The following is a 21,112-nucleotide window of genomic DNA, read 5'->3' on the forward strand; positions in this document are numbered from 1 at the left end:
TCGCGGCCAGGCCGTTGGAGGGAATATGTAACGAAGTTGCGTACAGTTGCCGGCGGCCGTCATAGCCGTGCGAACCCCCTTTGGATCGCGCAGCGCACCGAATTTCACGCTGATGGGTACATTGTCGCGGCGAGACGGCGGAAGCGTGGACAACGCATCCCGGATCAGCATCTGATTTGCCCGACGCCATAATAGTTGCCGGTAGCCGACTTTTTGGTTTGTTATCTTCAGCGGCTTACCGGTCAGTCGCCCACCAGAAGGGGATTGTTAAATGAAGAATCAAGAGGGTAGTGGCTTGATTGTGCGAGAGCAAGTCGTCTACATCGTTGAAGACGAACCCGCGATGCGCGAGGCCGTGACCACTTTACTACGTTCGGTCGACTTCGACGTCTGCGCGTTCGCGACAGCACGTGAGTTCTTCGAATGCTCGCGACCGGACGTCCCAAGCTGTCTGATCCTTGATGTCCGTCTGCAAGGCCAGAGTGGTCTTTCGGTGCAGGACCAGATAGTGGAAAGCGGAATCGACATTCCGATTATTTTCATGACAGCTCATGGCGACATCGCGATGACCGTCAAAGCCATGAAATCGGGTGCTGCGGATTTCCTGGCGAAGCCGTTTCGTGATCAAGACATCCTGGATGCCGTTGAAAGGGCATTACGGACCGATGAGAGCCGTCGCGCCAAGGAACATGCATTCTCTCGGCTGCGGAAACGCTACGAATCGCTTACCCCCCGGGAGCGAGAGATCATTGCATTAGTCGCGTCCGGATTACAAAACAAACAGATCGCCGCGCATTTGGGTCTGAGCGAGATCACGGTGAAGGTCCATCGGGGTCACGCAATGCAAAAGATGGATTCTCGTTCGATCGCCGACTTTGTCCTCAAAGCAAAGGCGCTTGGCGTTGCTGGCGGCAACGAGCGCGCCTGAGCGTCCAGAAAATCGCTCGTGCAGCGCTCTTGACTGGGAAACTGCAGTTTTGCGGGGTGATCCTTTCGTATATTCCTTCCATTCCTGGTTACGATGAGTGCGCGGTACAGCTTGCCCATACACTCCGTCAGGAACTAGCGGCAGGCGCATCAAGCGGTCTTCGAAGACTTCCGCAATGAACGCATCGCTGTTCGCTCTGGTATTTGAACACGCATCGGTGCATGGTACGGGGTGATGGCGGATTGCATGACGCTGCGCAGTCACACCCTTCGCCTGACGGACTCGCGGAAGGTCGCGCTCGTTACGGGCAGGTCGGGTGGTATAGGCAAGGCGGTTGTGCAGCGTCTCGCGGACGATAACTTTACGATCGTCGCGCACTACGCAGGAAATCCGAGCTAGACAGAAAAGGTTGTCGCCGAGGTCATCGAAAAGGGTGGTCGAGTTAACTCTGTCGGGGCGGACATCGCAGACGAAAAAGCCGTCAAAGCCCTGTTCAATCGTGCACAAGCTGAGTTCGGACGGCTCGTTTCCTGGTTCTGGCAAATGCAGTCGAAAGCCTCCAGCATGGTGGCCGAATTGTCGCATTCTCGACCCAGCATCATCGCAAAATCTTTCCCGAACTTGGCGCGCATGCGGCATCAAAAGCCGGCGTGGAAGCTCTAAACTGATCGGCTGCAACGGCGTGACTCCCACGCAATGCATGACCGCATCGCCCGATGCGATGCCGCGGGAACGTAGCGGCTGGATATCAAGTAGCACCTGACCGTTGGGGCGCGAGACACTGCCCCATCGGACGCAACAGTGCTGGTAGGTAGTCACGGGAGCCGCCCCGTTGCTGCATCAGTGAACGGCTCTTTGAGGTTAGCGTTTCGTCTACTTGTTGAGATGTTCGCGGATTTCTTCGCTGATCTGCTGCAACGCAGCTTCGGTCGACGGTATTCCTCGCAGCGCGTTCAAGGTGACGAAATCATGGATCGTGCCGTTGTACCGCACTGCGACGACGCTTACTCCGGCCTCCTTGAGTTTGCGTGCATACGCTTCTCCTTCGTCGCGAAGCGGATCATTCTCGGCGGTGACGACGATCGCGGGAGGAAGATCTTTCATTTCGGCGATGCTGGCACGGAGCGGCGAAACATAAGGGTTTGCCTTTGTCGTTGCGTCCGGCGCATAAAGGTTCCATCCGTACTGCATGAAATCCTTGGTCAAGAAGCGGCCAGTTCCATACTCCTTGTACGACGCGGTATCTACACTGGCGTTAGTGGCAGGGATCATCAACGCCTGGAAGCTGATCTTCGGCCCGTGACGATCCTTAGCCATCAGAGTGAGTGCCGCAGTCATGTCTCCGCCGACTGAATTGCCAGCGATTGCGATGCGCGAGCCATCAGCTCCGAATTCCGAAGCATGCTCCGCCGTCCACTTGAGTGCCGCGTACGATTCTTCGAGTTGGGTCGGGAAACGCGCGGCAGGAAGCGGCGTGTAGTCGACAAAAACGCCGACCTGCCCCGAACCGACTACGAGATCGCGCAACAACCGCTTGTGGTTTTCGAAGTTTCCCACAATCCAGACGCCCCCGTGAATGAAAAGCAGCACGCCGGGCTTCCCGGCTACGTGGTCCGGCTTCATGATATGAATTTTCACCGCTCGCCCGTCTTCACTGATGGTCTGCTCCGTCGTCGTGACGCCACTCATGTCGACTGGTGTTTCATCCTGGAGCTTGGTGAGGATGTCTTGCGGCTGCGGCTGCGGCAACTTCCAGAAGGGGCTGCTGTTCTTGTTTAACTGATCGAGGAACTGACGAATCAGAGGATCGATATGCGGATCGGTAGCAGGGTTTGTGGGCGTTTGTGCGAAGGCAGGAGCGACGGCAAGAAGGGTCGCTCCTGCTGCCAGTACAACACCGGTTGCCGCTTTGATCGTTTTGCTATTCATCGCGTTTTCCTTAGACGTCTTGTGTTAATCGAGAAGACCCCGTTCGCCACCGTGCAACCGTCTGCGGCACCCGTCGGGGTGAAAGTGATCGTATGGCCTCGTGAAAGCCAGTGTCTTTCTGGGAAGAGGGCGCTTTAGTAAATGCCCGGTCGTCATGCCATTCCCCGCCCTTAGGCGGATCGCGCAGGCCACACCTGAACATAAGCGCTCTCCCATGAGGCGGGGGGCGCATTCAACCGTCAGGTCCTGAAGAATTGCCGCTGTGCGGGGGACGTGCGTGGGCCCGCAGCGACTGCCGCGCGTCAGCGTTGGATGCAAAGACAGGCTGAATACATTGGCCGGTAGCTGCTAACCGGATGGTCAAACGGATCAATAGTGCATGCGCGAAGCTTCATTCGCTCTTCCAAAACGAATGGCGATGCACCGGCGACCATCTCTCTTCAATGCGCCCGAACTTCCAGATCGCGACAGACACCAGCCACGTGAAGACGAACAGCGCGACGATTCCGAACCCGAGGTCGTTCAGGTCGACACGAGAGACGATAGCCCAGAAGCCGTCGTGCGGATGCCGGGCGTGGCCGAAGAGTCCGAGGAGCTCCACGGTGCCAATGCCCACTGCGACGGCAACTGACAGGCCGGTGACAACGAGGTTGTAGTAGATCTTCCTGACCGGCTTGGCGAGCGCCCACCCGTAGGCGACGTTCATGAACGAGCCATCGATCGTATCGAACAACAGCATGCCCGCGGCGAATAGTATGGGAATGCACAGCGTGCCGTACCACGGCAGGCCGGATGCCGCGCCTGATCCCGTCAATACCAGCAACGCGATTTCAGTGGCCGTATCGAAGCCGAGACCGAATAGCAGGCCGACAAAATACATCTGCGCGGGCCTGTGCACGAGCCGCATTAGCGGCGCTAGCAGCCGGCTCACGACGCCGCGATGTGACAGTTGACGTTCGAGATGCGCTTCCTCGTATTGGCCGGCTTTCAAACGACGAAACACCTTGAAGATTTCGAAGAATGAGGCGAGATTCAGAAGCGCGATCAGATAGAGAAAGCCGCCGGACACGCTGGTGCCGATCAGCCCAGCGAGCGTATGAAAGAGCGAGCCCGGGCTGGCTACGTGATCGGATAAGGAGTGCGCACCAATCGCGACCAGCAGCGTGAGTCCGAACACGATGGTCGAGTGTCCCAATGAAAACCAGAAGCCGACCGACGAAGCGGGCCTACCTTCTCCGACAAGTTTGCGGGTAGTGTTGTCGATCGCAGCTATATGGTCCGCATCGAAGGCGTGGCGCATGCCAAGCGTGTAAGCGGTAATGCCGATACCCGCGCCAACCGCCCCCGAGCCGACGCTCAAATGAAGTGGCGCGACTACGGCGATCAGCGTCGTCCATCCGACGACATGCAACAGAAGGATGAACAACGCGATCACGAGGACGGCGGAATTGATATGCAAAGGCGAGATACGCGGACGCAGGGATGTTATCGACCGGAAACGGTCGGCGAAACGTGACGACACGATAGTCTCCCGAAGGGTTGCATCGAGGGAACGGACGAAGCAACCCGCGCTACGTCCGTCGTGGGGGAACCGGTTTGATCCCGTCTGCGAGCGTCAGACAATGGGCACGTAAGGAAACGTCGCAGACGGTTTTGCCGTCACAGACTCTTTGCCGATATTGAGTGCGATGGGCGTATTCGCAGCGATCGAGAACATCACGTCAGGCGCGTTGTCGGTCAGGGAGCGGCCGTTCCAGCCTGCCATGCCGAAGACGGCTTTCGTGCCGATCGTGTAGGGCAGGACGTTGGGAAGAAAGCGATGCGCGACGAGGGTCGCGTACCCTTCAGGATCTTCAGCCGTGCCGTTGGCGCGTAGGGCGCCTGCCACGGAGTGGATTATCGTCGGGCCATAGGTGTCGAAATCGTCGGCCGGCCGGCCCGCGTTCAGCCTGTCGCCGAGTTCTTCGTTGTACTGCGTGAAGAGAGGGTGAATCATCGGCAGGCCGACACGGTTGATCGAGCGCCAACCACCCGCATCGGTCGCCAGCGTTGCGACGGCCCAGACGCCTACCTGGCGGTTGTCGCCAGCTTCCGCGAGCAGATCCGCGTCTGGCACTTCAAGGACGATCGAGTACACAGTGTGGCCCGCAAACAGGTTGCGCGCCTGCTCCGGCTTCCAGTTCCCGAGATCCATCGGCGTTCCATCCTGGAAGACGTGCCCGACGGCGTGCAGCACGTCCGGCTCGATCCAGAACGGATCGCCGGCCTTGCCCGCCCAAACGCGGATACCGGCAGGCGCTGTGAGCGGCTCGTCCGTGGTACCTTCCGCCAGCACAGTGCCTTGTGCATGTGGATCGGTCGCATCGGCGCCCGCGATGCGGCGGACGACGAAACGCTGCTTGCCCTGAAGGTCGCGCTCGTCGAACACGATCCGGTACGTCAACTCCTCGATCGCATCATGATTCAGGTCGATTTTGAACTCGTACATGCCTTCCGGGTGGTAGCCGGGAACGGGCACGTCGCCGGCGATGGAGTGGCACACGTTAATGACGAACACAGTGCCCGATTGGCCGCGGAAGCAGTACAGATCGGTGATGTCGAGGCGGATATCCTGGCGAGCAATCGGCGAATCGAGATGGTGAGACATAGGTCGCTCCTTTTCTTTGAGTGGGACATCGTTAAACGACGGTCTCCCGGCTACAGATTGCGGCCTGAAGACCACCTGGCGATCCAGGTGTAACGTCGCTTCTAGTTATGTCGATTCGCCAGCGTGATAGGTCGGCGTCCGTTCGACAGCGCGATCTTGATCTCACTGAAAAAAGCGCACTACTTTGAAAGAGCGTGTTTTCCGGATTTGCACGTTGTGCAGAGTTTGGGCAGCCTTGCTGTCTGAACTCCGGTCACGTCCGATTACCGCTGGGTGACCGACTATTGATTGGAAGTCAGGATTGATTTGTTGGCGCGAAGGCGCCCAAACACTCGCGTGGATGCAGGATGTTTTTCGCTTCCACTTTCAATGATGGAACGAATCCCGCTTCCCGACTGAGCCAGATGAAAGCGGAACGCCGCGCAACGCGGCGCGGAACGACCGCTTATTTAGAGATGTGAAGTTATTGAGACGGCGAGTGTCCTGATGCTTGCGACGCTGAACTCCAACATGTCGATAGAAGCTATAGCGGGCTCTATTCACATGTCAAAGAAGCAATTTCCGCGGCTGTTTAAGCGTGCCACGGGAACGACGCCCCATAGCTGGCGTCTGCGCGAGAAAGTACGTGGCTCGCGGCGGGATTTGCTGAAACAGAACCGATGGCAGCGAACACCGTTTGCACGGTGACAAACGATACCCGAGTGCGATCGGGCCGCCGCATCGCCCGTTAAGGGGTACCCATTTGAGCCATCGATTGAGAGATGATTGGGACCCGACGCGCGCACAACGGTTTGTACGCATTGGTACCTTCCGCGCCGGGTGATTGCGGCTGTCAGGATGGGTTGAGCAGACTCGACACTTCGACCAGTTCCGCCAAGGGGCGCCTGATGTGCCCGTCTGCCTTCAGCATTACCAGCCCGTGCAATTGGGCCCAGATTAGATGGGCTTCGTCATCGACGCGGTCCGCCGGCGTCGTGGCGGATAAGGCACCGCGCAAGCGGTTGAAGGCATCGACGGCAGCGGTTTCGAGGGCGCTTCCCGTGCCGGCATCGGGTACGAGGCGCGACGCGAACATCAGTCGATAGAGTTCGATATTCGCTTCGCCGAATGCGACATAGGTGAAAGCCATCGCTTTCACGGCGCCGTCCCGCCCTCCCGCCGCAGCGGTAAGCGCAGCGGCAAACTCCTCGAACCCTTCCGTCGCGACCGCCTCAAGCAGTGCGTCGCGGTCGGCAAAATGCCGATAGGGAGCTGGCTGGCTTACGCCGGCGAGCCGCGCGAGAGAGGCGAGCGACACCGCATGCGCCCCGTTTTCCGCGATCTGGTCGCGCGCGATTCGCACCAGCGTCCGCCGAAGATCACCGTGATGGTATCCGGCCCGGGTAGAGGTCTTTCCGCTTGGGTTTTCGTTCATGTGATTATCTATAACATTTTGCTTGACGGCCGGTCAAGCCATCTATATGTTATAGGTCATCACATTAACGATCAGCCCAAGCCGGGGCGTCGACCCAATTAAACGCAACCGTCTCCCATCGAAAGGACTCTCGCCATGAGCCTCGTTTTGTTACCGATCCCCAGCCGCGATTTCGATCCCTCCGAAGTCGCGGTGAGTTGGAAGATATTGACGCAGCGCGGTCATCGGGTCATTTTTGCGACGCCCGACGGTAAGCCGGGCGCGTGCGACCCGATCATGCTCTCCGGTATCGGGCTCGACCCTTGGAGCTGCATCCCGGTACTCCGCAATATCCGCATGCTGGGCTTTCTGCTGAGCGCCAATGCCGACGCCCGGAACGCCTATGCCGAGATGTTGCGCGATCCGGCCTTCATGAGCCCGATGTGCTGGGACCAACTCAAGTCAGAGGACTTCGACGGCTTGCTGCTCGGCGGCGGGCATCGCGCGCGCGGCATGCGCGAATACCTCGAAAGTAGTGTTCTTCAGCGGATCACCGCCGAGTTTTTCGCCGACGGGAAGCCGGTGGCGGCGATCTGTCATGGCGTGCTGCTGGCCGCCCGCAGCAAGCGTGCCGATGGCCTGTCCGTTCTGCATGGCAGAAAAACCACGTCACTCACCTGGTCGCTCGAACGCAAGGCCAGCGCTCTCGCCCAGGTCGGGCGTTTCTGGGACCGCAACTATTACCGCACCTATACCGAAGCGGTGGGGCAACCTGTTGGATACATGTCTGTGCAACACGAAGTCACGCGCGCACTCGCGAGCGCTGCGGATTACATCGACGTTCCCGGCAGCGACCCGGAGTTCAAACGCAAGACGAGCGGCACAGCGCGCGACACGGTGACGAATGATCGCCCTGCGTGGGTGGTGCGGGATGAGAACTACGTCTCGGCGCGCTGGCCCGGCGACGCTCATAGCTTTGCCCGCACATTCGCCGCGGTGATCGAGGCGCGCGCATCGTGACCGGTCACGGTGCGCGGACCGCAAGCCATCCACAGAACCGGCTCCGCAAACGACTGCCGTGGAACCGAAGGACGCCACCGTTCAAAAGCAGGCAGCCAGACTGACGGCATTGACCGACCGGTCCGGTGCAAGCCTACTCGCCGCGGTAGTCGACGAATGGTCGCAATGACGCAGCACCTTTAGCTCAAATTCCAGACATAACGAACCAGGAAGATCATGATCAATCAAAATGCAATCGACTACATGTGCCGCTGGTGGCCCAATCAAAAGCCGGAGTTCCTGTCGTTAGCCGACGGGGGGACAACGGTCCGCTATGTGCGGGCCGGCAAAGGCCCTGCGCTGGTCCTGCTGCATTCAATCCGTACCCAACTGGATCTGTTTCAACGGGTGATCCCGAAGCTCACCGATTACTTCACTGTGTACGCGTTCGACTATCCTGGGTTTGGCTGGTCGGAAATCGTACCGGGCGCCGACTATCGGGAGCCGGCGATGCGAGAGCATGTCGTCAGCTTCATTAAACGGCTCGACCTGCGCGACGTCACGCTCGCGGGCGAGTCGATGGGCGCCACGCTGGCATTGACGACGGCAGCGGTGCTCGGCGATCGCGTCAAACAGGTCGTTGCGTTCAATCCGTACGACTACTTGCCGGGCGTGGAGAGGGCGAACCTGCTCGCGTCGGTCATTATCAAAAGCGTGCGCGCGCCTGTGATCGGCCCGACTTTCGCCGCCATGGAAAGCCGGGCCACGCTCGCCGGAATCTTGAAAGGCGGCTTTCACGACCCGAGCAACATGCCGCCGGACTTGATCGACGAGCTGGTGAAGAGCGGGAAGCGGCCGGGCTACTCAAACGTTGCGCGTGCCGTTTATCGAGGCCTTTCGAGCTACGTCGCGGCGAGACAGTATTACGCCCGGATCGATGTCCCGGTGACACTGGTTTATGGCGATCATGATTGGTCGTGCCCGAACGAGCGCCAGGCGAACCAGGCTCTGATCAAGCACGCGAAGATGGTTGTCCTCAACGACACCGGCCATATTTCTTCGCTGGAAAGGCCAGAAGAATTCGCCCGAATTCTTGTCGAGACCCAATCAACAGCCCTCTCCGCCGCTTGATGTGGAAGGGGGCAGTTCCTGCGGCCCGGTGGGCGGCAAGAATCTGATGATCGCGACCGCCACAGGGGCCGCGCGAAGCCTACCAGGCCGGCGGCTACTACCAGTTCTCGTTGAGCAAATCGCCGCGGCCGTGGCAGGCCCCGGCGACCCTCGCGAGCATGCGCGATGAGCCGGTCTTCGCGGTCAAACGCGTACATATGCTCGACGAAGTTGTCTTTGAACGTGCCGTCACGGCCCAAGCCGTGTCTGGCGGCGTTCTCCAGTCCATGTGCTAACCAAAAGGAGTACTGCATGTCCAATACCATTCTCGTTACGGGTGCCACTGGCACGGTAGGCCGCGAACTCATCAAGGCGCTCAAGGCGGCCGGGGCGAACGTTATTGCCATGTCGTCCACAGGCAAGGCAATTGAGGGCGTCGAAACCCGTCACGCCGATCTGGCGGACCCCGCGAGCCTCGCGCCCGCATTGCGCGGCATCGATACGCTGTTCCTGCTGCTCCCGCTGAAGGCCAACATGGTCGAGTTGGCCCGCAATGCCGTCGCCGCGGCCAGGGCGGCTGGCGTTAAGCACATCGTTCGTTCGTCCGGAGCGGAAGCCGATCCGGCAAGCCCTTGCGCGATTGGTCGCGTCCAGGGCGAGATCGACCAGTTGGTGACGCAGTCCGGCATGGCGTACACGTTGACGCGGCCGAATTGCTTCATGCAGAACTATCTGACTTACTACGGGGACACGATCCGCGCGGGCACGCTTTATCTCCCGCAGGGCGACGGAAAGGTGGCATTCGTCGACGTTCGCGATATAGCGGCCGTCAACGCTTCGATCCTGCGGCATCCGGCCGCGCATGCCGGCAAGACGTATACGTTGACGGGCGGCAAGGCTCTTTCCAACGCTGAGGTGACACAATGCATCGGCGCCGCTCTGGGGCGCAGCATCAGTTACGTGGCCGTGCCGGATGACGCGGCCGTCGCATCAATGCGGGAGGCGGGGATGGATGACTGGTCAATCGAAACAGTCATGAGCCTGAACCGAGTGATCGCGGCCGGCGATACGGCGGCGGTCAGCCCCGATGTTGAGAAGCTGCTTGCTCGAGCCCCTTACACCTTCGAGCGATTCGTGGCGGATCATGTGGCAAGCTGGCGCCAGGAACCATCAGGCCAACGCTAGCCTCCGCGTCTAAAGCGCGTGCCAGCACCGATGCAGGACAGGTTCGGGGCCGGTCATTGCCCGAAAGCGCAGTGACGACGAAGTCCACGAACGTAGCACGCGTTAAAGACGTCAACTTTGCGCGTGTAAGTTCTCAATACGGCGCTCAGCGGCAACGCGTGGGGTAATGTGCCAGAGATGATGTTGGCCAACGCCCCGTGGGACAAAACAGTCAACTGGGCAAAAATGCAGGATGCACTTAGCCCTGCTTAAGCAAGTGAGGCGCCCGAGGCAAAGCTGTGGCTCGCTCACTCCACCATGTGGATTGGAACGGTATCGGCACGACTTCCGATTGAATCGAGCGCCTCCTTGCTTTATGGCTTGCGTGGCGCAACGCGGTCCACTCCCCGTCCGGCCCAGTGACGTGCGTGGCCGCTGTAGCTTCGAAGCGGCCGTTGGCCCGGCGATAGGTCGACCGGCGCTAGTGGGTCGAACTGAGCCGGACGCAGGCCGAGCGACGGAGGCTCGTTTCACCCATCCAGCATCGGACCGGGTTCGGCCAGTCCGGTCATCGAATGGTCTGAAGGGACTCTCAATCGGAAGTCTCCTTCGCTTTGAAAGCCGTCGGATGGTCCTCAAAGGACTGTGCCGGAAGCGAGGGCGACAGTGAATGTTCCTTGTCGACAAACCTTTCCGATTTGTCGGATTCGGCGCGATGCCCGTCGTCGCTCGCGCATCGTGCTCCGACGCGAGCGCTGACGAGAAAACGTCGCACCAGCGCCACTGACGATGGGATACCCGCCGGTGCGGAACGCGAGCCCCTTTACGACGAAACAGCCGAATGGACGGGAATCGTGAACTCAAAAATAGCACCGTGGGGTACATTTGCGCGCGCCCACAGTCGACCGCCATGTGCTTCGATGATTGAGCGGCAGATCGATAGCCCCATCCCCAAACCGGTAGATTTTGTCGTATAAAACGGCTCAAAGAGGCACTCGATATGCACGGGGGCGACACCTGGACCGGAATCGCACACCGTCACCATGACGACATCCGGTTCATTCATGGCGGTGCCGATCGTCAATTCCCGCACGCCATCGCTGACACCGCTCATAGCCTCCATCGCGTTGATGAGCAAGTTGAGGAGGACTTGTTGCAATTGGATCAGATCTCCGTGAACGTGCGGTAATTGGTCCGCGAGACGCGTCTGCACCGATGCTCCATGCTTCCTTGCTTCGCCTCGGGTGAAGTCAACTACATCGCGGATTGCCGTGTTGATGTTGAACGGTTCCTTCCGCGGCGGCGCTTTCTTTACCAGTTCACGGATACGGCCGATAACGGCAGCCGCTCGATTGCCGTCTTTGACGATACGGCCGAGCACCTGCCCGACCTCATTGACGTCAGGCGGCTCGGCGCGCAGCCACCGCAGCGCGGCCTGGGCGTTAGTCACCGTCGCGGCGACCGGCTGGTTGATTTCGTGAGCAATCGACGCCGTGAGCTGCCCCATGGTCGCGACGCGGTTTGCATGAGCCAGCTCTTGCTGCATCTTGCGTACCACGGCTTCCGCCCGTTTGCGCTCGCTCAGGTCGAGCACAAACGCGATGCTTTGAGTCCCGCGTTCTTCCAGCATCGCAACGCCGATCAGTACCGGCACGCGGCTACCGTCTTTCCTGAAGTATTCCTTCTCGAAGGGCTGTAATGTCCCGGTGATCCTGAGCTCCGGCATCCACTCTGTTCTGTCGCGCTCATGCCACTCAGGCGGCGTGAGGTCTGACCAGCGCAGACGCCCCGACAGGAGATCGTCACGGTCGTATCCGATAACACGGAGAAACGCGTCATTGGCCTCGAGTATCCGACCGTCGAGATCCCAAACGAAGATCCCGACGATGTTGGCGTCGACGAGGCGCCGGATCTTCGCTTCGCGTTCCGCGAGATCGCGGTATAGAGTTGCATTTTCCAGCGTCATCGCAGCCTGCGAAGCCAGTACCTTCAGGACGGCAATCCTTGCCGGGGTAAAGGCACTGGTCGCGAGGTGATTTTCCAGGTAAAGCAGTGCAATCAGCCTTCCCTGTTTGACACATGGCAGACAGAGGACCGATCGCGCCTGTACGCGAGCAATATACCCGTCGTTGGAGAACGCGCCCCGCGTTGACGCATCGTCGAGTATGACGCTCTCCTGTGAACGCGCGCAGTATCGGAGAATCGACTCGGGAAGTTCGGCGTCAGAGATGGGCGCCTCGCGAAGCGCCACGGTGACCGCGCCGCCTTCTGTATTGGCTTGCGCCTCGATCCATAGCTCGGTAGCCCGCGGGAGCACGAGCAGGCCGCGTTGCGCACCAGCATGTTCCACTGCTGTGCGCATTAGCGCTTCAATAAGATTCTCGAGCACAATTTCGCCCGACACGATCTGTGAGACGCTCAAAATGGCTGAGAGATCCAGCTGCTCGATTGGCGTTCCGAGTGTGGCCGACTGGCGCAGCTTGTCCGCATAGGACTTGAGGGTGGGGTAGCACTGTTCAAGCTGTCGCGCCTTGCCATCCGCTCCCCAACGCAGGTAGGCGTCATGGGCATCCTGCAGATAGACACGCGCCATTTTCTCAAGACCTCGCGTTGAAAAGAAACGCGCAGCAAGTTCGTTTGAGAGTGCCTCGTTGTGCACAAAGCCGTTTGCCTGCGCCGAGCGAATAGCCTGTTCATAAAGCGCTTCGGCATCAATTGCGCGGCCTTCGATCCGGGCGATCTCCGCACCCACGAGGGCAGCGCGGTTCTCGAAATTTTCGGGGCAAATATGCGCCCACACCGCAAGTTGTCGTTGATGATCGGCAAGCGCCCCGATATGAAGCTGCCGCTCATCAGTCGTTGCCGTATCGAAACAGGCCGCGCGAGACAACGCGGCGTAAAAGTGATATTCGGCATGTTCGAAGGTTGGCGACGCCCAGAGGAGCCGTTGTGCTTGCACGGAGGCATCGAGCCCTGCGGCATACTCGCCTGCGAAGAATCGCGCCTGCAGCTTGCGCACCCAATACCAGCATTCGGCAGTCGCCAGATCCGGGTTCTCCGCGAAGCGCTGCTCGATCCGAAGCTCATCAAAATCCGCGTCGTCGAAATGGCCAAACGTCGGCGTGAGCCCACGCAGCGTCCGTACCAAGCCGAGCTGGGCGCTGATGCGGTCAATGACGGCGCCGAAGCGCATCTTCTGCGCAAACGCGAAACCCCGTTCGGCTTCGGCTTGCACCTGCTCTAGCGGTTCGCCGGCGGCAAGCAGGTTCGTATTCAGGTGGCTGCAACTGTACGCCGCGCAAGTGAGGTCCCCGCTTCGGTTGGCCTCCTCGAACGAGCGACGCAGCACGCGACGCAACAATTTGGGGCCGTCCAAGACGGATTGTTTCCATGGCGGGACCATACCGCCAAAGATCATATAGACCCTTGCATCGTAGCGCTTCAGCCCGCGCTGTTCGACCAGCTCGTAGCCGAGCCGGCCGAATTGATACCCCGTCTCGTAGTCGCCGAAGCGGAGCCCGGAGATCACGCCACCTAACCATCCGTAGGCGAAACAGGAGGCGTCAGCGTTGCCGCGTTCGAGACTCAGATTGACCATGCGACAGGTGACGAGGCAAAGCAGGTTCGGATTCGTATAGAGGGCAGGCGCCGTCAGTTTTGCCAGAACATCGAGGGTCGCGAGGGATGCTGGGTCATTCATCAAGGGCAGATCGACAAGTGTCTCAAGCGGGCGGTTTCCAAGGGTTGACCAGATCCGCTGATACTCCCGGTGCGCTTCGTCATCCGTTGGGTGCGGCGACCACTCGATGCCCAGACGCTGCAGGCACTCGAGACCGACTGCGACCGCGCGGCCGCTCTGATCGCGGGTCACGTGGAGATCCACGCGCAGACACGCAACGCGTGCTGCTTCCACTGCATCTTTCGCACGGGCTGCCAGTGCCTCCAGACGCTCGTCCGCGGCCGCCAGCGCACCCGTCAGAAATTCGCACTCGGCCCGGTGCAACTCGAGCGCAAAGACGAGCTCTCGTTGGCGCTCCCAGCCATCACCGCCCACGAGCGCCACGCCTGCAACCAGATACTTGAGCGCTGAGACATAGGCGCTGGATGCCTTGGCGCGCCTCCCGGCGATCAGATTGAACGCAGCGAGCTGATCCCTTTCCTCTCTTGACACGATCAGTGCGATTGCGCGATTAAGCTGGTTGACGATCTCGAACATCGCCTCGTCGCGCTCGACGGCGGGGGTCTGCCCCGCCAGCAGCCGGCCGATCCGTAGATGGGTTTCGCCTCGCTGCGCTTCGGCGATCAGCGAATACGCGGCTTCCTGAACGCGATCGTGGGCGAAACGGTAGCCAGTCCGGCGGCGCTCGACAAGTTCCAGCCGGACGGCGGGCCAGAGCGCCCCATGAACCTGTTGCACCGACGTCCCGAGGACAAGTGAGAGCGTCGCCATTTCGGCGCTATTGCCAAGACACGCCAGTTGCTGCAATGCCTTCTGAGTTTCGTCCGGCAGGCGCGTGAGCTTCCCGATCATGAGCTCGACGACGTTATCGGTATATCCCTTGGCATGAATATGGTCGAGATTCCAGCACCAGCGGGCAGCATCGTGATCGAAGACGAGCATGCCCTCGTCAGCGAGCGACGACAGGAACTGAACGGCAAAAAACGGATTGCCGCCCGTTTTGTGGTGAACCAGTTGAGCGAGCGGTGCGACGTGTGCCGGCTCGCAGCGAAGCGCGTCAGCCAGCAACTGCCGCAGATCCGCGTGCCCAAGCGGCGCAAGGGCGATCTCCGCGGTCTTTCCGCCAGCGGTCTTGATGGCGTCGAGCTTGCGACTCAGAGGATGGTCGGCCGTCACCTCGTTGTCGCGATATGCGCCGATCAACATGAGGTGCTGCAGATCGGACCGGGTCAACAGGTCCTCAAGCAGATCGAGCGTGGCAGCGTCGAGCCATTGCAAGTCGTCGAGGACGAGCGCTAGTGGATGTTCCGCCCGGGCAAAGACCCCGATGAAGCGCTGGAACACCAGCTGAAATCGCCGTTGAGCGTCTTGAGGCGCAAGCACGGGGACGGGTGGATGTTCACCGATGATCAGCTTGAGCTCCGGCACTAGATCGACCATCAGCCGTGCGTTCGGCGCGAGTGCCTCGAGAAACGCGTCACGCCAGCTGGAGAGCTCAATGTCACTCTTGCCGAGAAGCAATCGCACAAGCTCCTGAAAAGCCTGGGCGAGCGTCGAATAAGGGATGTCCCGCTTGTACTGGTCGAACTTTCCCGCGGCGAAGAGCCCGCGCGATGGCACCAGCACCCTGTGCAATTCATTGACGACCGCGGATTTGCCAATGCCCGAATAGCCTGAAACCAGCACCAGCTCCGGCGCGCCATTTTTGACGATTCGATCGAAGGAGGCCAACAGGGTCTCGATCTCGTTTGCGCGGCCGTAAAGCTTTTCCGGAATGAGCAGCCGATCGGGCGTGTCCTGCTGACCGGGTGCAAAGTTGTCGATGTAACCATGGGCTTCCCACTCAACGAGGCAGCGCCGCAGATCGCGCTCGACGCCGCCGGCTGTCTGGTAGCGTTCCTCGGCCGTCTTGGCCATCAGCTTCATGACGACGGCCGACAGTGGGACGGGGATGCCCGCAAGGCGCTCGCTGGGCGGGACTGGCGTTCGCGCGATATGGCAGTGCACCCACTCCATCGGGTCGGCTGCGGTGAACGGCAGCGAACCCGTGAGCATCTCGTAGAGCGTAACACCGAAGGCATACAGATCGCTGCGCGCATCGATTGAGCGGTTCATGCGTCCCGTCTGTTCGGGGGCCATGTAGGCAAACGTTCCGGTGAGGGACTCCGGTGGCTCGGGCGCCTGTCGCTCGCGTCGCAGCCGCGATGCAATGCCGAAGCCTGTCAGTCGCGGCTGGCCATCCGTGCAGTTCACGAGAATATGAGCAGGCTTGAGCTCTCGATGGACGAGGCCACGCTGGTGAAGCTTGCCCAGCGCCGCGGCGATGCCGATAGCGAGGCGCACAGCAATGCCAACTGCTATGGGCGCGCCGAGCAGCCGCTCGAGCGGTTCTCCGCCCGGATCGTCAAGCACCAGCAGCACCTCGTCGCCTTTGCGCACCAGATCCAACGGCCGCACGGCCCACGCGCTGTCGAGCTCGTCCTTCAGTTCGAATTCATGAGCGAGCCGCTGGAGGCTGACAGGTGAGGGATGCTCGACGGTGGTCCGCACAATGAGTCGCGTCTCGTCGCCGCAATTGGCCGGCCGTCGTGCCCGGCTGAAGACGTGCCCACCACCTTCCCACAAGGTCTGGAGGCCGTTGCCCATCTCGTCGTAATCATGGATAGCCATTTGCCGCCCCCCGCCGGTGCCGCAATGTCGCCAGAATACACCCGACGACTGGACCGGGCTCCTTGCCTGACTGGGATGGAAGCATGCAGCGGTGCGTGCCAATGTGCGCGGTAGTTTATGAAAATGTGCCGTCAGGTGTCTCGGGTTCCGGCGGTGTTCGTGTAGGCTTATAACCGCCGCGACAAGAATGACGCGGCCCACGCGCGCGATCTGGCTCGCCGTGCTGCAGCCGGGCAAATCTGTTACGTTTTAGATCGAAATGCAGCAGGGCATGCTGGCGCTGCGACGCATGCGAGCGCAGGCGGTTCAATCGCACGATCGAATCCTGTCGCGCTGCATATCACACACAAACCGCGATCTTTGCGAGGCGAACGGTTGCAGGGAATTGGCTCGTCGATCAGCCACACCTCTCTATCTTCGCTGTCTTGAAGAGCGTCGCTCTTGCTTGACCGGGACGGTCAGCAACCACCGACGCTGACGAAACCCGCAGATCCACGTACTTTGGCAGGATGCACCTGAGCGCGCGGTGCGATCAGATGGGGCGAAGAGGCATGACGGTGTTGTGCTTACGCTGCGGTGGCGTGTACGGGCGCCTCGGTACAGGTCGCGTTGAACGGCGTCAGGCAATTCAGATCGAGCGCGCGGATTTGCTCGGTCATGAAATCGACGAATACGCGAATACGCGACGGCAGGTGCTGCCGGCAAAGGTAGCAGATGTAATGGCCTCCGTCCTCGGGCATGTGCCGCTTCAGCGCCGTGACGAGCCGTTTGCGCGCGATGTGATCCGAAATCTGATAAGTGGGCATCTGCGCGATACCGCGCGCCTCCAACACAGCCTTCAGCACCAGATCCGCGTCATTAAACGTCAGTCTGGCCGTCGGCAGGTACTTGCGCAATCGGCCGTCGACCTTGAACTCCCATTCACGGATTCGGCCGCCAGTGGAGAATCTCAGGCTGATGCAGTTGTGCTGCTCCAGTTCTTCCACCGTGGACGGCAAACCATGTTTTTCGACGTAGGCAGGCGATGCGCAGAGCACCTTCTGCATCGGAATCAGCCGCTTCGCGATGATGCTGGAGTCTTCTATGCAGCCGTCGCGAAATGCGACATCGATCTGTTCGGCGGCGAAATCCGCAGTCCTGTCGTCGAGCAGCAGGTCGACGGCGATGTCGGGGTACCGCTCGGAGAAGCGCGACAGCAACGGAGCCACGACGTTGCGTCCGAAACCGACCGTCGAGCTGATGCGCAGCAAGCCGCGCGGCGGCCCCTGTCGCAGATCCAGCATGTCATTCATGGCCTCGGCGATATGCATTACTCCGCGGTTGCAGTTCTCGAAGAACCGCTCGCCTTCCCGGGTCAGGCTCGTGGACCTCGTCGTCCGGAAGAAGAGTCGCGTGCTGAGCTGTGTTTCGAGCCTCTGAACGTTGCGGCAAACAGCCGAGCGTCCGATCCCCAGCCGCTCGCCGGCTTTGATGAAGCTACCTTCTGTAGCGACTGCCATAAACGCGATGATGCCCGCGTAGCTCGTCGCGAAACAGCCGGACAAGGCATCGGCGCTGTTAGGCAGGCCGACGCGAAAGCCGCGCCGCGATGTATCCGCTTGATCCATGGACGACTCCTACTCATGACACAGCGTTGTGCGCTCCCGAACGCCGGCTTTTCGCCACGCAGCACACGCAGATCAAGAAGGTTCACTACGCCTGCTCAGATCTGCTTTTTGGGCGGCCAATTGGAGGCTATTGAAGGCAAATGGAGTGTAGATCAACGGTCCGGCGATATACGTTTCTGTTGAGCCAAGGTACGAACGTGTACTCGTCGTATGCATTGGCGCCGATGAAGATCCAGTTGTGCAGTACGTTGAACATGGCGTTTCCCCTCAGGACTGGCCGTCACACCGTGCTGCGTGCTGCGAGTGCACTGCGCATCGACCATGAGACAAGGGTAGGCGCGAGGCTTTCGCCGGGCCATTCTACGGACGGGTGACATCGACCCCTACGTAGGATTCGCGAGTTAATACATGGGTATGACCCGCTGATGGACAGTTCGCTCACATGGCCGTAATGCGGGGCGCGCGGAGGCCCATACCAAGGTATGAGTTCGATGCATCGGCCGGGTTGCAAGCCCTATCCGGCGTGGGCGGCATTCTGGCGCGATGGGATGTGGCGCCCCCTTCGCCCTTTATACGTAGGTATTATTCTCGGTCGCCGACGTGAGAATTAGGCTGGAGATTCACAAGGCACGATCACCGCGCGCAGCCCTGTTGTCGTTCCGCATTTCCTTTCCTGACCATCACGGCTACCGTTGTGTATTCTGCTCAGATCGTATCGATTGTCGACGACGACGAGGCCGTCCGCCTCTCGACGGAGACGCTTGTGCGCTCCTTCGGCAGGCATACGCGGCTGTTTGCATCGGCGGAGGAATTCCTGCAATCCGGCTCTATTGCCGAAACGTCCTGTCTGATCTCGGACGTCATGATGTCGGGCATGTCGGGCGTCGCGATGCACGATCGCATTCGGGCGCTCGGGTATGCGCCGCCGACCATCTTCATCACGGCGTTTCCATCCGATGATCTGAAGGCGAGGGCACTCGCGACCGGCGCACTGGCCGTGCTCAACAAGCCCGTCGATGTCGACGCCATCGGGCATTGGCTCAGCGTTGCACTGGACGGGCCGTAGCGGATCGTTGCGGCGCCGCCGGCCTCAGGATAGCTTGCGCGGCTGCGGCTCGACGCCCAGAGATTCTGACTTTCTGACGAGCTCCGCGACGGATCGCGCAGCCAGTTTTTTCATCACTTGACCACGGTGAATCTTTACGGTGATTTCGCTGAGCTTCAGCCGGGAGGCAATCTGCTTGTTCATGAGGCCGGCTACGACGAACGTCATCACTTCACGTTCGCGGGGCGTCAGCGTCGCGTAGGCAGCACGCAACGAAGCGCTCGATTGCTCTGCAGCGATTCGCTCGCCGTCGCGCGCCAACGCGTTCGCGACCGCGTCGAGCATGTCCTGATCGCGAAACGGCTTGGCGAAGAAATCGACGGCCCCCGCTTTCATTGCCTTAACTGTCATCTCGATGTCGCCGTGCCCCGTCATAAAGACGATCGGCATGCGCACGTCATTTTTCGCGATCTGTTCCTGGAACGCCAAACCGCTTTCGCCGCGCAGCCTGACGTCGAGAACGAGGCAACTGGGCGCATTGAATTTGGGGAAAGCCAGAAAGTCCTGCGACGATTCGAATGTTTCGACGCGCAGCCCGACCGAGCGCAGCAAGCCGCCGAGGGCGAGTCGCATCGCCTCATCGTCGTCGACCACGTAGACTACTGGCTCTTTGCGGTCGTTTGAATTCTGAGCAGAAGTCGAATGGGACACCGCGTTCATCTTGCCCCCTCTTTCCCGGCTGGGTGGACATGCGATGCAAGCGACGGCGTGCCATTGACATCCTTCTCGTCATACAGTTGCACACTGGCACCAACCATCGTCAAAGCTATTTTAGGCGATTTGAAAGGTACACGACATGATGACTGTGAGTTGCGCGCGACCCGAGTCGCGCATTGACTCAAGCGCGTTGACGACCAAGTTGTGTAGCACCTGCTGAAGTTCGACGCGATTGCCGCCTGCGAAGCCACCCGCTCTGGTATGGCGATGCGTGCGGCGAGAGATACCGGGTAGCGAGACTGTTTGCGAGGTAGAGTGCGACGGTGCGCTTCGCGTGATCAGTCAACGGCAAACACAGAATGCGACGATGTGATGTGGTCCGCGGCACTTCTTGCTGCGATGATCTCTCGATCTTGCCGTCCGCCCGCGCCTTGAATCCTGCGACACATTGGAGCGACAGGTAGTGTTCAGCGCAGCGCAGAGTTGCGGCTCTTGTTTTCTCGCATCCACTTGGACTCTCGATCCGCAGCGAATACCCGAGCGGGCCTTTCTCATGGAGGATGCGCGAGAGCAGGTGCTGAACGACCTCGATCCAGTTGGCCGTCGCATACTGGGTGGGCAGCGCGCTGAAAGCGCTGCGCTGCCCGCTACGCAACAGTGGTATTTGACCTTTACGTTGTACGTATCCGCGGTCAGTGATCGGCCGACCAATACACATCTTAAGCAGTTTGCTTTCCTTGTAGTTCGGGTCGACCCATACGCCATCGAGTGGCTCGATCGCCATCAAAGGCGTGTCCCGGCGACACGGGTTGCTCCACATGACTCGAACCCAGAGGTAAAAAGTCGGTTGAGTTCACAAAGTAATGCGGCACCGCGTATTCAAGATCGGGTGCGGTCAATGATGTGCGTAAACGTCACTCTGTAGCGTGGCGACCGGACGGCTCCCTGATTGTGAGAGAACTGCGGCCATGCCGCCATAGCCGTACTGCGTATCGGCTGAGTCACGGCGTTCGACGGCGAGCGTATCGGCGCTCTGACCGTGCTGCGACGCTGGTGCACCGGCCAGGGGCTCATAGCGAGGTGCCGGGCCGTAGCCGCTGGCGAGCGCTGACTCTGCAAAGAATGCGCAAAGCGCGGTTAGTATTGCGACGACGAGTTTCGGCTTCATGATAGGGCTCCATAAAAATCATTGAACAAGCTGCAACCTGCGGGCGCCGTGCGACT

General features: G+C 60.1%; 15 protein-coding genes. 6 read left to right on the top strand and 9 right to left on the bottom strand.

Translation table 11 applies throughout. The features are described 5' to 3' along the window. Positions 1-271: 271 nt before the first annotated feature. The gene (locus C2L64_RS23225; protein ID WP_007590005.1) at positions 272-928 is read left to right on the top strand and encodes a response regulator transcription factor; all 657 of its coding nucleotides are present in this window, start codon (positions 272-274) and stop codon (positions 926-928) included. 873 nt (positions 929-1,801) lie between these two features. Here C2L64_RS23225 and C2L64_RS23230 read toward each other — a convergent pair. The 3 genes from C2L64_RS23230 to C2L64_RS23240 form a co-directional block, all read right to left on the bottom strand. Then, positions 1,802-2,857 carry an alpha/beta hydrolase gene (locus tag C2L64_RS23230; protein ID WP_007590002.1) on the bottom strand — a complete coding sequence of 352 codons (1,056 nt, stop codon included), beginning with the start codon at positions 2,855-2,857 and terminating at the stop codon, positions 1,802-1,804. A 391-nt stretch (positions 2,858-3,248) separates the two neighbouring features. Then, positions 3,249-4,379, bottom strand: coding sequence for a Nickel transporter NicT (gene nicT / locus C2L64_RS23235; protein WP_007589999.1), 1,131 nt, complete (start codon positions 4,377-4,379; stop codon positions 3,249-3,251). A 93-nt stretch (positions 4,380-4,472) separates the two neighbouring features. Then, positions 4,473-5,504, bottom strand: coding sequence for a DUF4331 family protein (locus tag C2L64_RS23240; protein ID WP_007589994.1), 1,032 nt, complete (start codon positions 5,502-5,504; stop codon positions 4,473-4,475). Positions 5,505-6,047: 543 nt separating this feature from the next. Between C2L64_RS23240 and C2L64_RS23245 the strand changes: the two genes are divergently transcribed. Beyond that, entirely contained in the window at positions 6,048-6,191 is a 144-nt protein-coding gene (locus C2L64_RS23245; RefSeq protein WP_242680970.1) for a hypothetical protein, read from the top strand. Between the two features lie 145 nt (positions 6,192-6,336). Here the strand turns inward: C2L64_RS23245 and C2L64_RS23250 are convergent, their stop codons facing one another. Beyond that, positions 6,337-6,918 carry a TetR/AcrR family transcriptional regulator gene (locus C2L64_RS23250; RefSeq protein WP_039901738.1) on the bottom strand — a complete coding sequence of 194 codons (582 nt, stop codon included), beginning with the start codon at positions 6,916-6,918 and terminating at the stop codon, positions 6,337-6,339. A gap of 135 nt (positions 6,919-7,053) precedes the next feature. Between C2L64_RS23250 and C2L64_RS23255 the strand changes: the two genes are divergently transcribed. The 3 genes from C2L64_RS23255 to C2L64_RS23265 all read left to right on the top strand — a co-directional run bounded on the left by C2L64_RS23255 (position 7,054) and on the right by C2L64_RS23265 (position 10,191). Further along, a complete protein-coding gene (locus C2L64_RS23255) occupies positions 7,054-7,917 on the top strand; it encodes a type 1 glutamine amidotransferase domain-containing protein (RefSeq protein WP_007589992.1) in 864 nt (287 codons plus the stop codon). A 216-nt stretch (positions 7,918-8,133) separates the two neighbouring features. Next, positions 8,134-9,027, top strand: coding sequence for an alpha/beta fold hydrolase (locus C2L64_RS23260; RefSeq protein WP_007589991.1), 894 nt, complete (start codon positions 8,134-8,136; stop codon positions 9,025-9,027). 291 nt (positions 9,028-9,318) lie between these two features. Next, positions 9,319-10,191, top strand: a complete 873-nt coding sequence (locus tag C2L64_RS23265; protein WP_007589989.1) for an SDR family oxidoreductase — start codon at positions 9,319-9,321, stop codon at positions 10,189-10,191. 802 nt (positions 10,192-10,993) lie between these two features. Here C2L64_RS23265 and C2L64_RS23275 read toward each other — a convergent pair. Together C2L64_RS23275 and C2L64_RS23280 are read right to left on the bottom strand one after the other, a co-directional pair. Then, positions 10,994-16,519, bottom strand: coding sequence for a trifunctional serine/threonine-protein kinase/ATP-binding protein/sensor histidine kinase (locus C2L64_RS23275; protein WP_007589987.1), 5,526 nt, complete (start codon positions 16,517-16,519; stop codon positions 10,994-10,996). A 566-nt stretch (positions 16,520-17,085) separates the two neighbouring features. Beyond that, positions 17,086-18,126 carry a LysR family transcriptional regulator gene (locus C2L64_RS23280; protein WP_007589986.1) on the bottom strand — a complete coding sequence of 347 codons (1,041 nt, stop codon included), beginning with the start codon at positions 18,124-18,126 and terminating at the stop codon, positions 17,086-17,088. A gap of 694 nt (positions 18,127-18,820) precedes the next feature. On the opposite strand from C2L64_RS23280, the gene C2L64_RS23285 reads away from it, so the two are divergent. Further along, complete coding sequence (locus tag C2L64_RS23285; RefSeq protein ID WP_007589985.1) at positions 18,821-19,192, top strand: response regulator transcription factor; 372 nt, start codon at positions 18,821-18,823, stop codon at positions 19,190-19,192. Between the two features lie 24 nt (positions 19,193-19,216). On the opposite strand, the gene C2L64_RS23290 is transcribed toward C2L64_RS23285, so the two are convergent. The 3 genes from C2L64_RS23290 to C2L64_RS23295 form a co-directional block, all read right to left on the bottom strand. Continuing rightward, complete coding sequence (locus C2L64_RS23290; RefSeq protein ID WP_007589984.1) at positions 19,217-19,891, bottom strand: response regulator transcription factor; 675 nt, start codon at positions 19,889-19,891, stop codon at positions 19,217-19,219. Between the two features lie 178 nt (positions 19,892-20,069). After that, a complete protein-coding gene (locus tag C2L64_RS53345) occupies positions 20,070-20,675 on the bottom strand; it encodes an HlyD/EmrA/EmrK family protein (RefSeq protein ID WP_131542684.1) in 606 nt (201 codons plus the stop codon). Positions 20,676-20,783: 108 nt separating this feature from the next. Beyond that, positions 20,784-21,056 carry a hypothetical protein gene (locus C2L64_RS23295; protein WP_007589983.1) on the bottom strand — a complete coding sequence of 91 codons (273 nt, stop codon included), beginning with the start codon at positions 21,054-21,056 and terminating at the stop codon, positions 20,784-20,786. Positions 21,057-21,112 lie beyond the last annotated feature (56 nt).

Origin of the sequence: Paraburkholderia hospita, assembly GCF_002902965.1 — a bacterium.
GTDB lineage: Bacteria > Pseudomonadota > Gammaproteobacteria > Burkholderiales > Burkholderiaceae > Paraburkholderia > Paraburkholderia hospita.

Coding starts and splice junctions, on each gene's coding strand:
- C2L64_RS23225 (WP_007590005.1), top strand. CDS start 272: ATGAAGAATCAAGAGGGTAGTGGCTTGATTGTGCGAGAGCAAGTCGTC.
- C2L64_RS23230 (WP_007590002.1), bottom strand. CDS start 2,857: ATGAATAGCAAAACGATCAAAGCGGCAACCGGTGTTGTACTGGCAGCA.
- C2L64_RS23240 (WP_007589994.1), bottom strand. CDS start 5,504: ATGTCTCACCATCTCGATTCGCCGATTGCTCGCCAGGATATCCGCCTC.
- C2L64_RS23245 (WP_242680970.1), top strand. CDS start 6,048: ATGTCAAAGAAGCAATTTCCGCGGCTGTTTAAGCGTGCCACGGGAACG.
- C2L64_RS23250 (WP_039901738.1), bottom strand. CDS start 6,918: ATGAACGAAAACCCAAGCGGAAAGACCTCTACCCGGGCCGGATACCAT.
- C2L64_RS23255 (WP_007589992.1), top strand. CDS start 7,054: ATGAGCCTCGTTTTGTTACCGATCCCCAGCCGCGATTTCGATCCCTCC.
- C2L64_RS23260 (WP_007589991.1), top strand. CDS start 8,134: ATGATCAATCAAAATGCAATCGACTACATGTGCCGCTGGTGGCCCAAT.
- C2L64_RS23265 (WP_007589989.1), top strand. CDS start 9,319: ATGTCCAATACCATTCTCGTTACGGGTGCCACTGGCACGGTAGGCCGC.
- C2L64_RS23275 (WP_007589987.1), bottom strand. CDS start 16,519: ATGGCTATCCATGATTACGACGAGATGGGCAACGGCCTCCAGACCTTG.
- C2L64_RS23280 (WP_007589986.1), bottom strand. CDS start 18,126: ATGGATCAAGCGGATACATCGCGGCGCGGCTTTCGCGTCGGCCTGCCT.
- C2L64_RS23290 (WP_007589984.1), bottom strand. CDS start 19,891: ATGAACGCGGTGTCCCATTCGACTTCTGCTCAGAATTCAAACGACCGC.
- C2L64_RS23295 (WP_007589983.1), bottom strand. CDS start 21,056: ATGAAGCCGAAACTCGTCGTCGCAATACTAACCGCGCTTTGCGCATTC.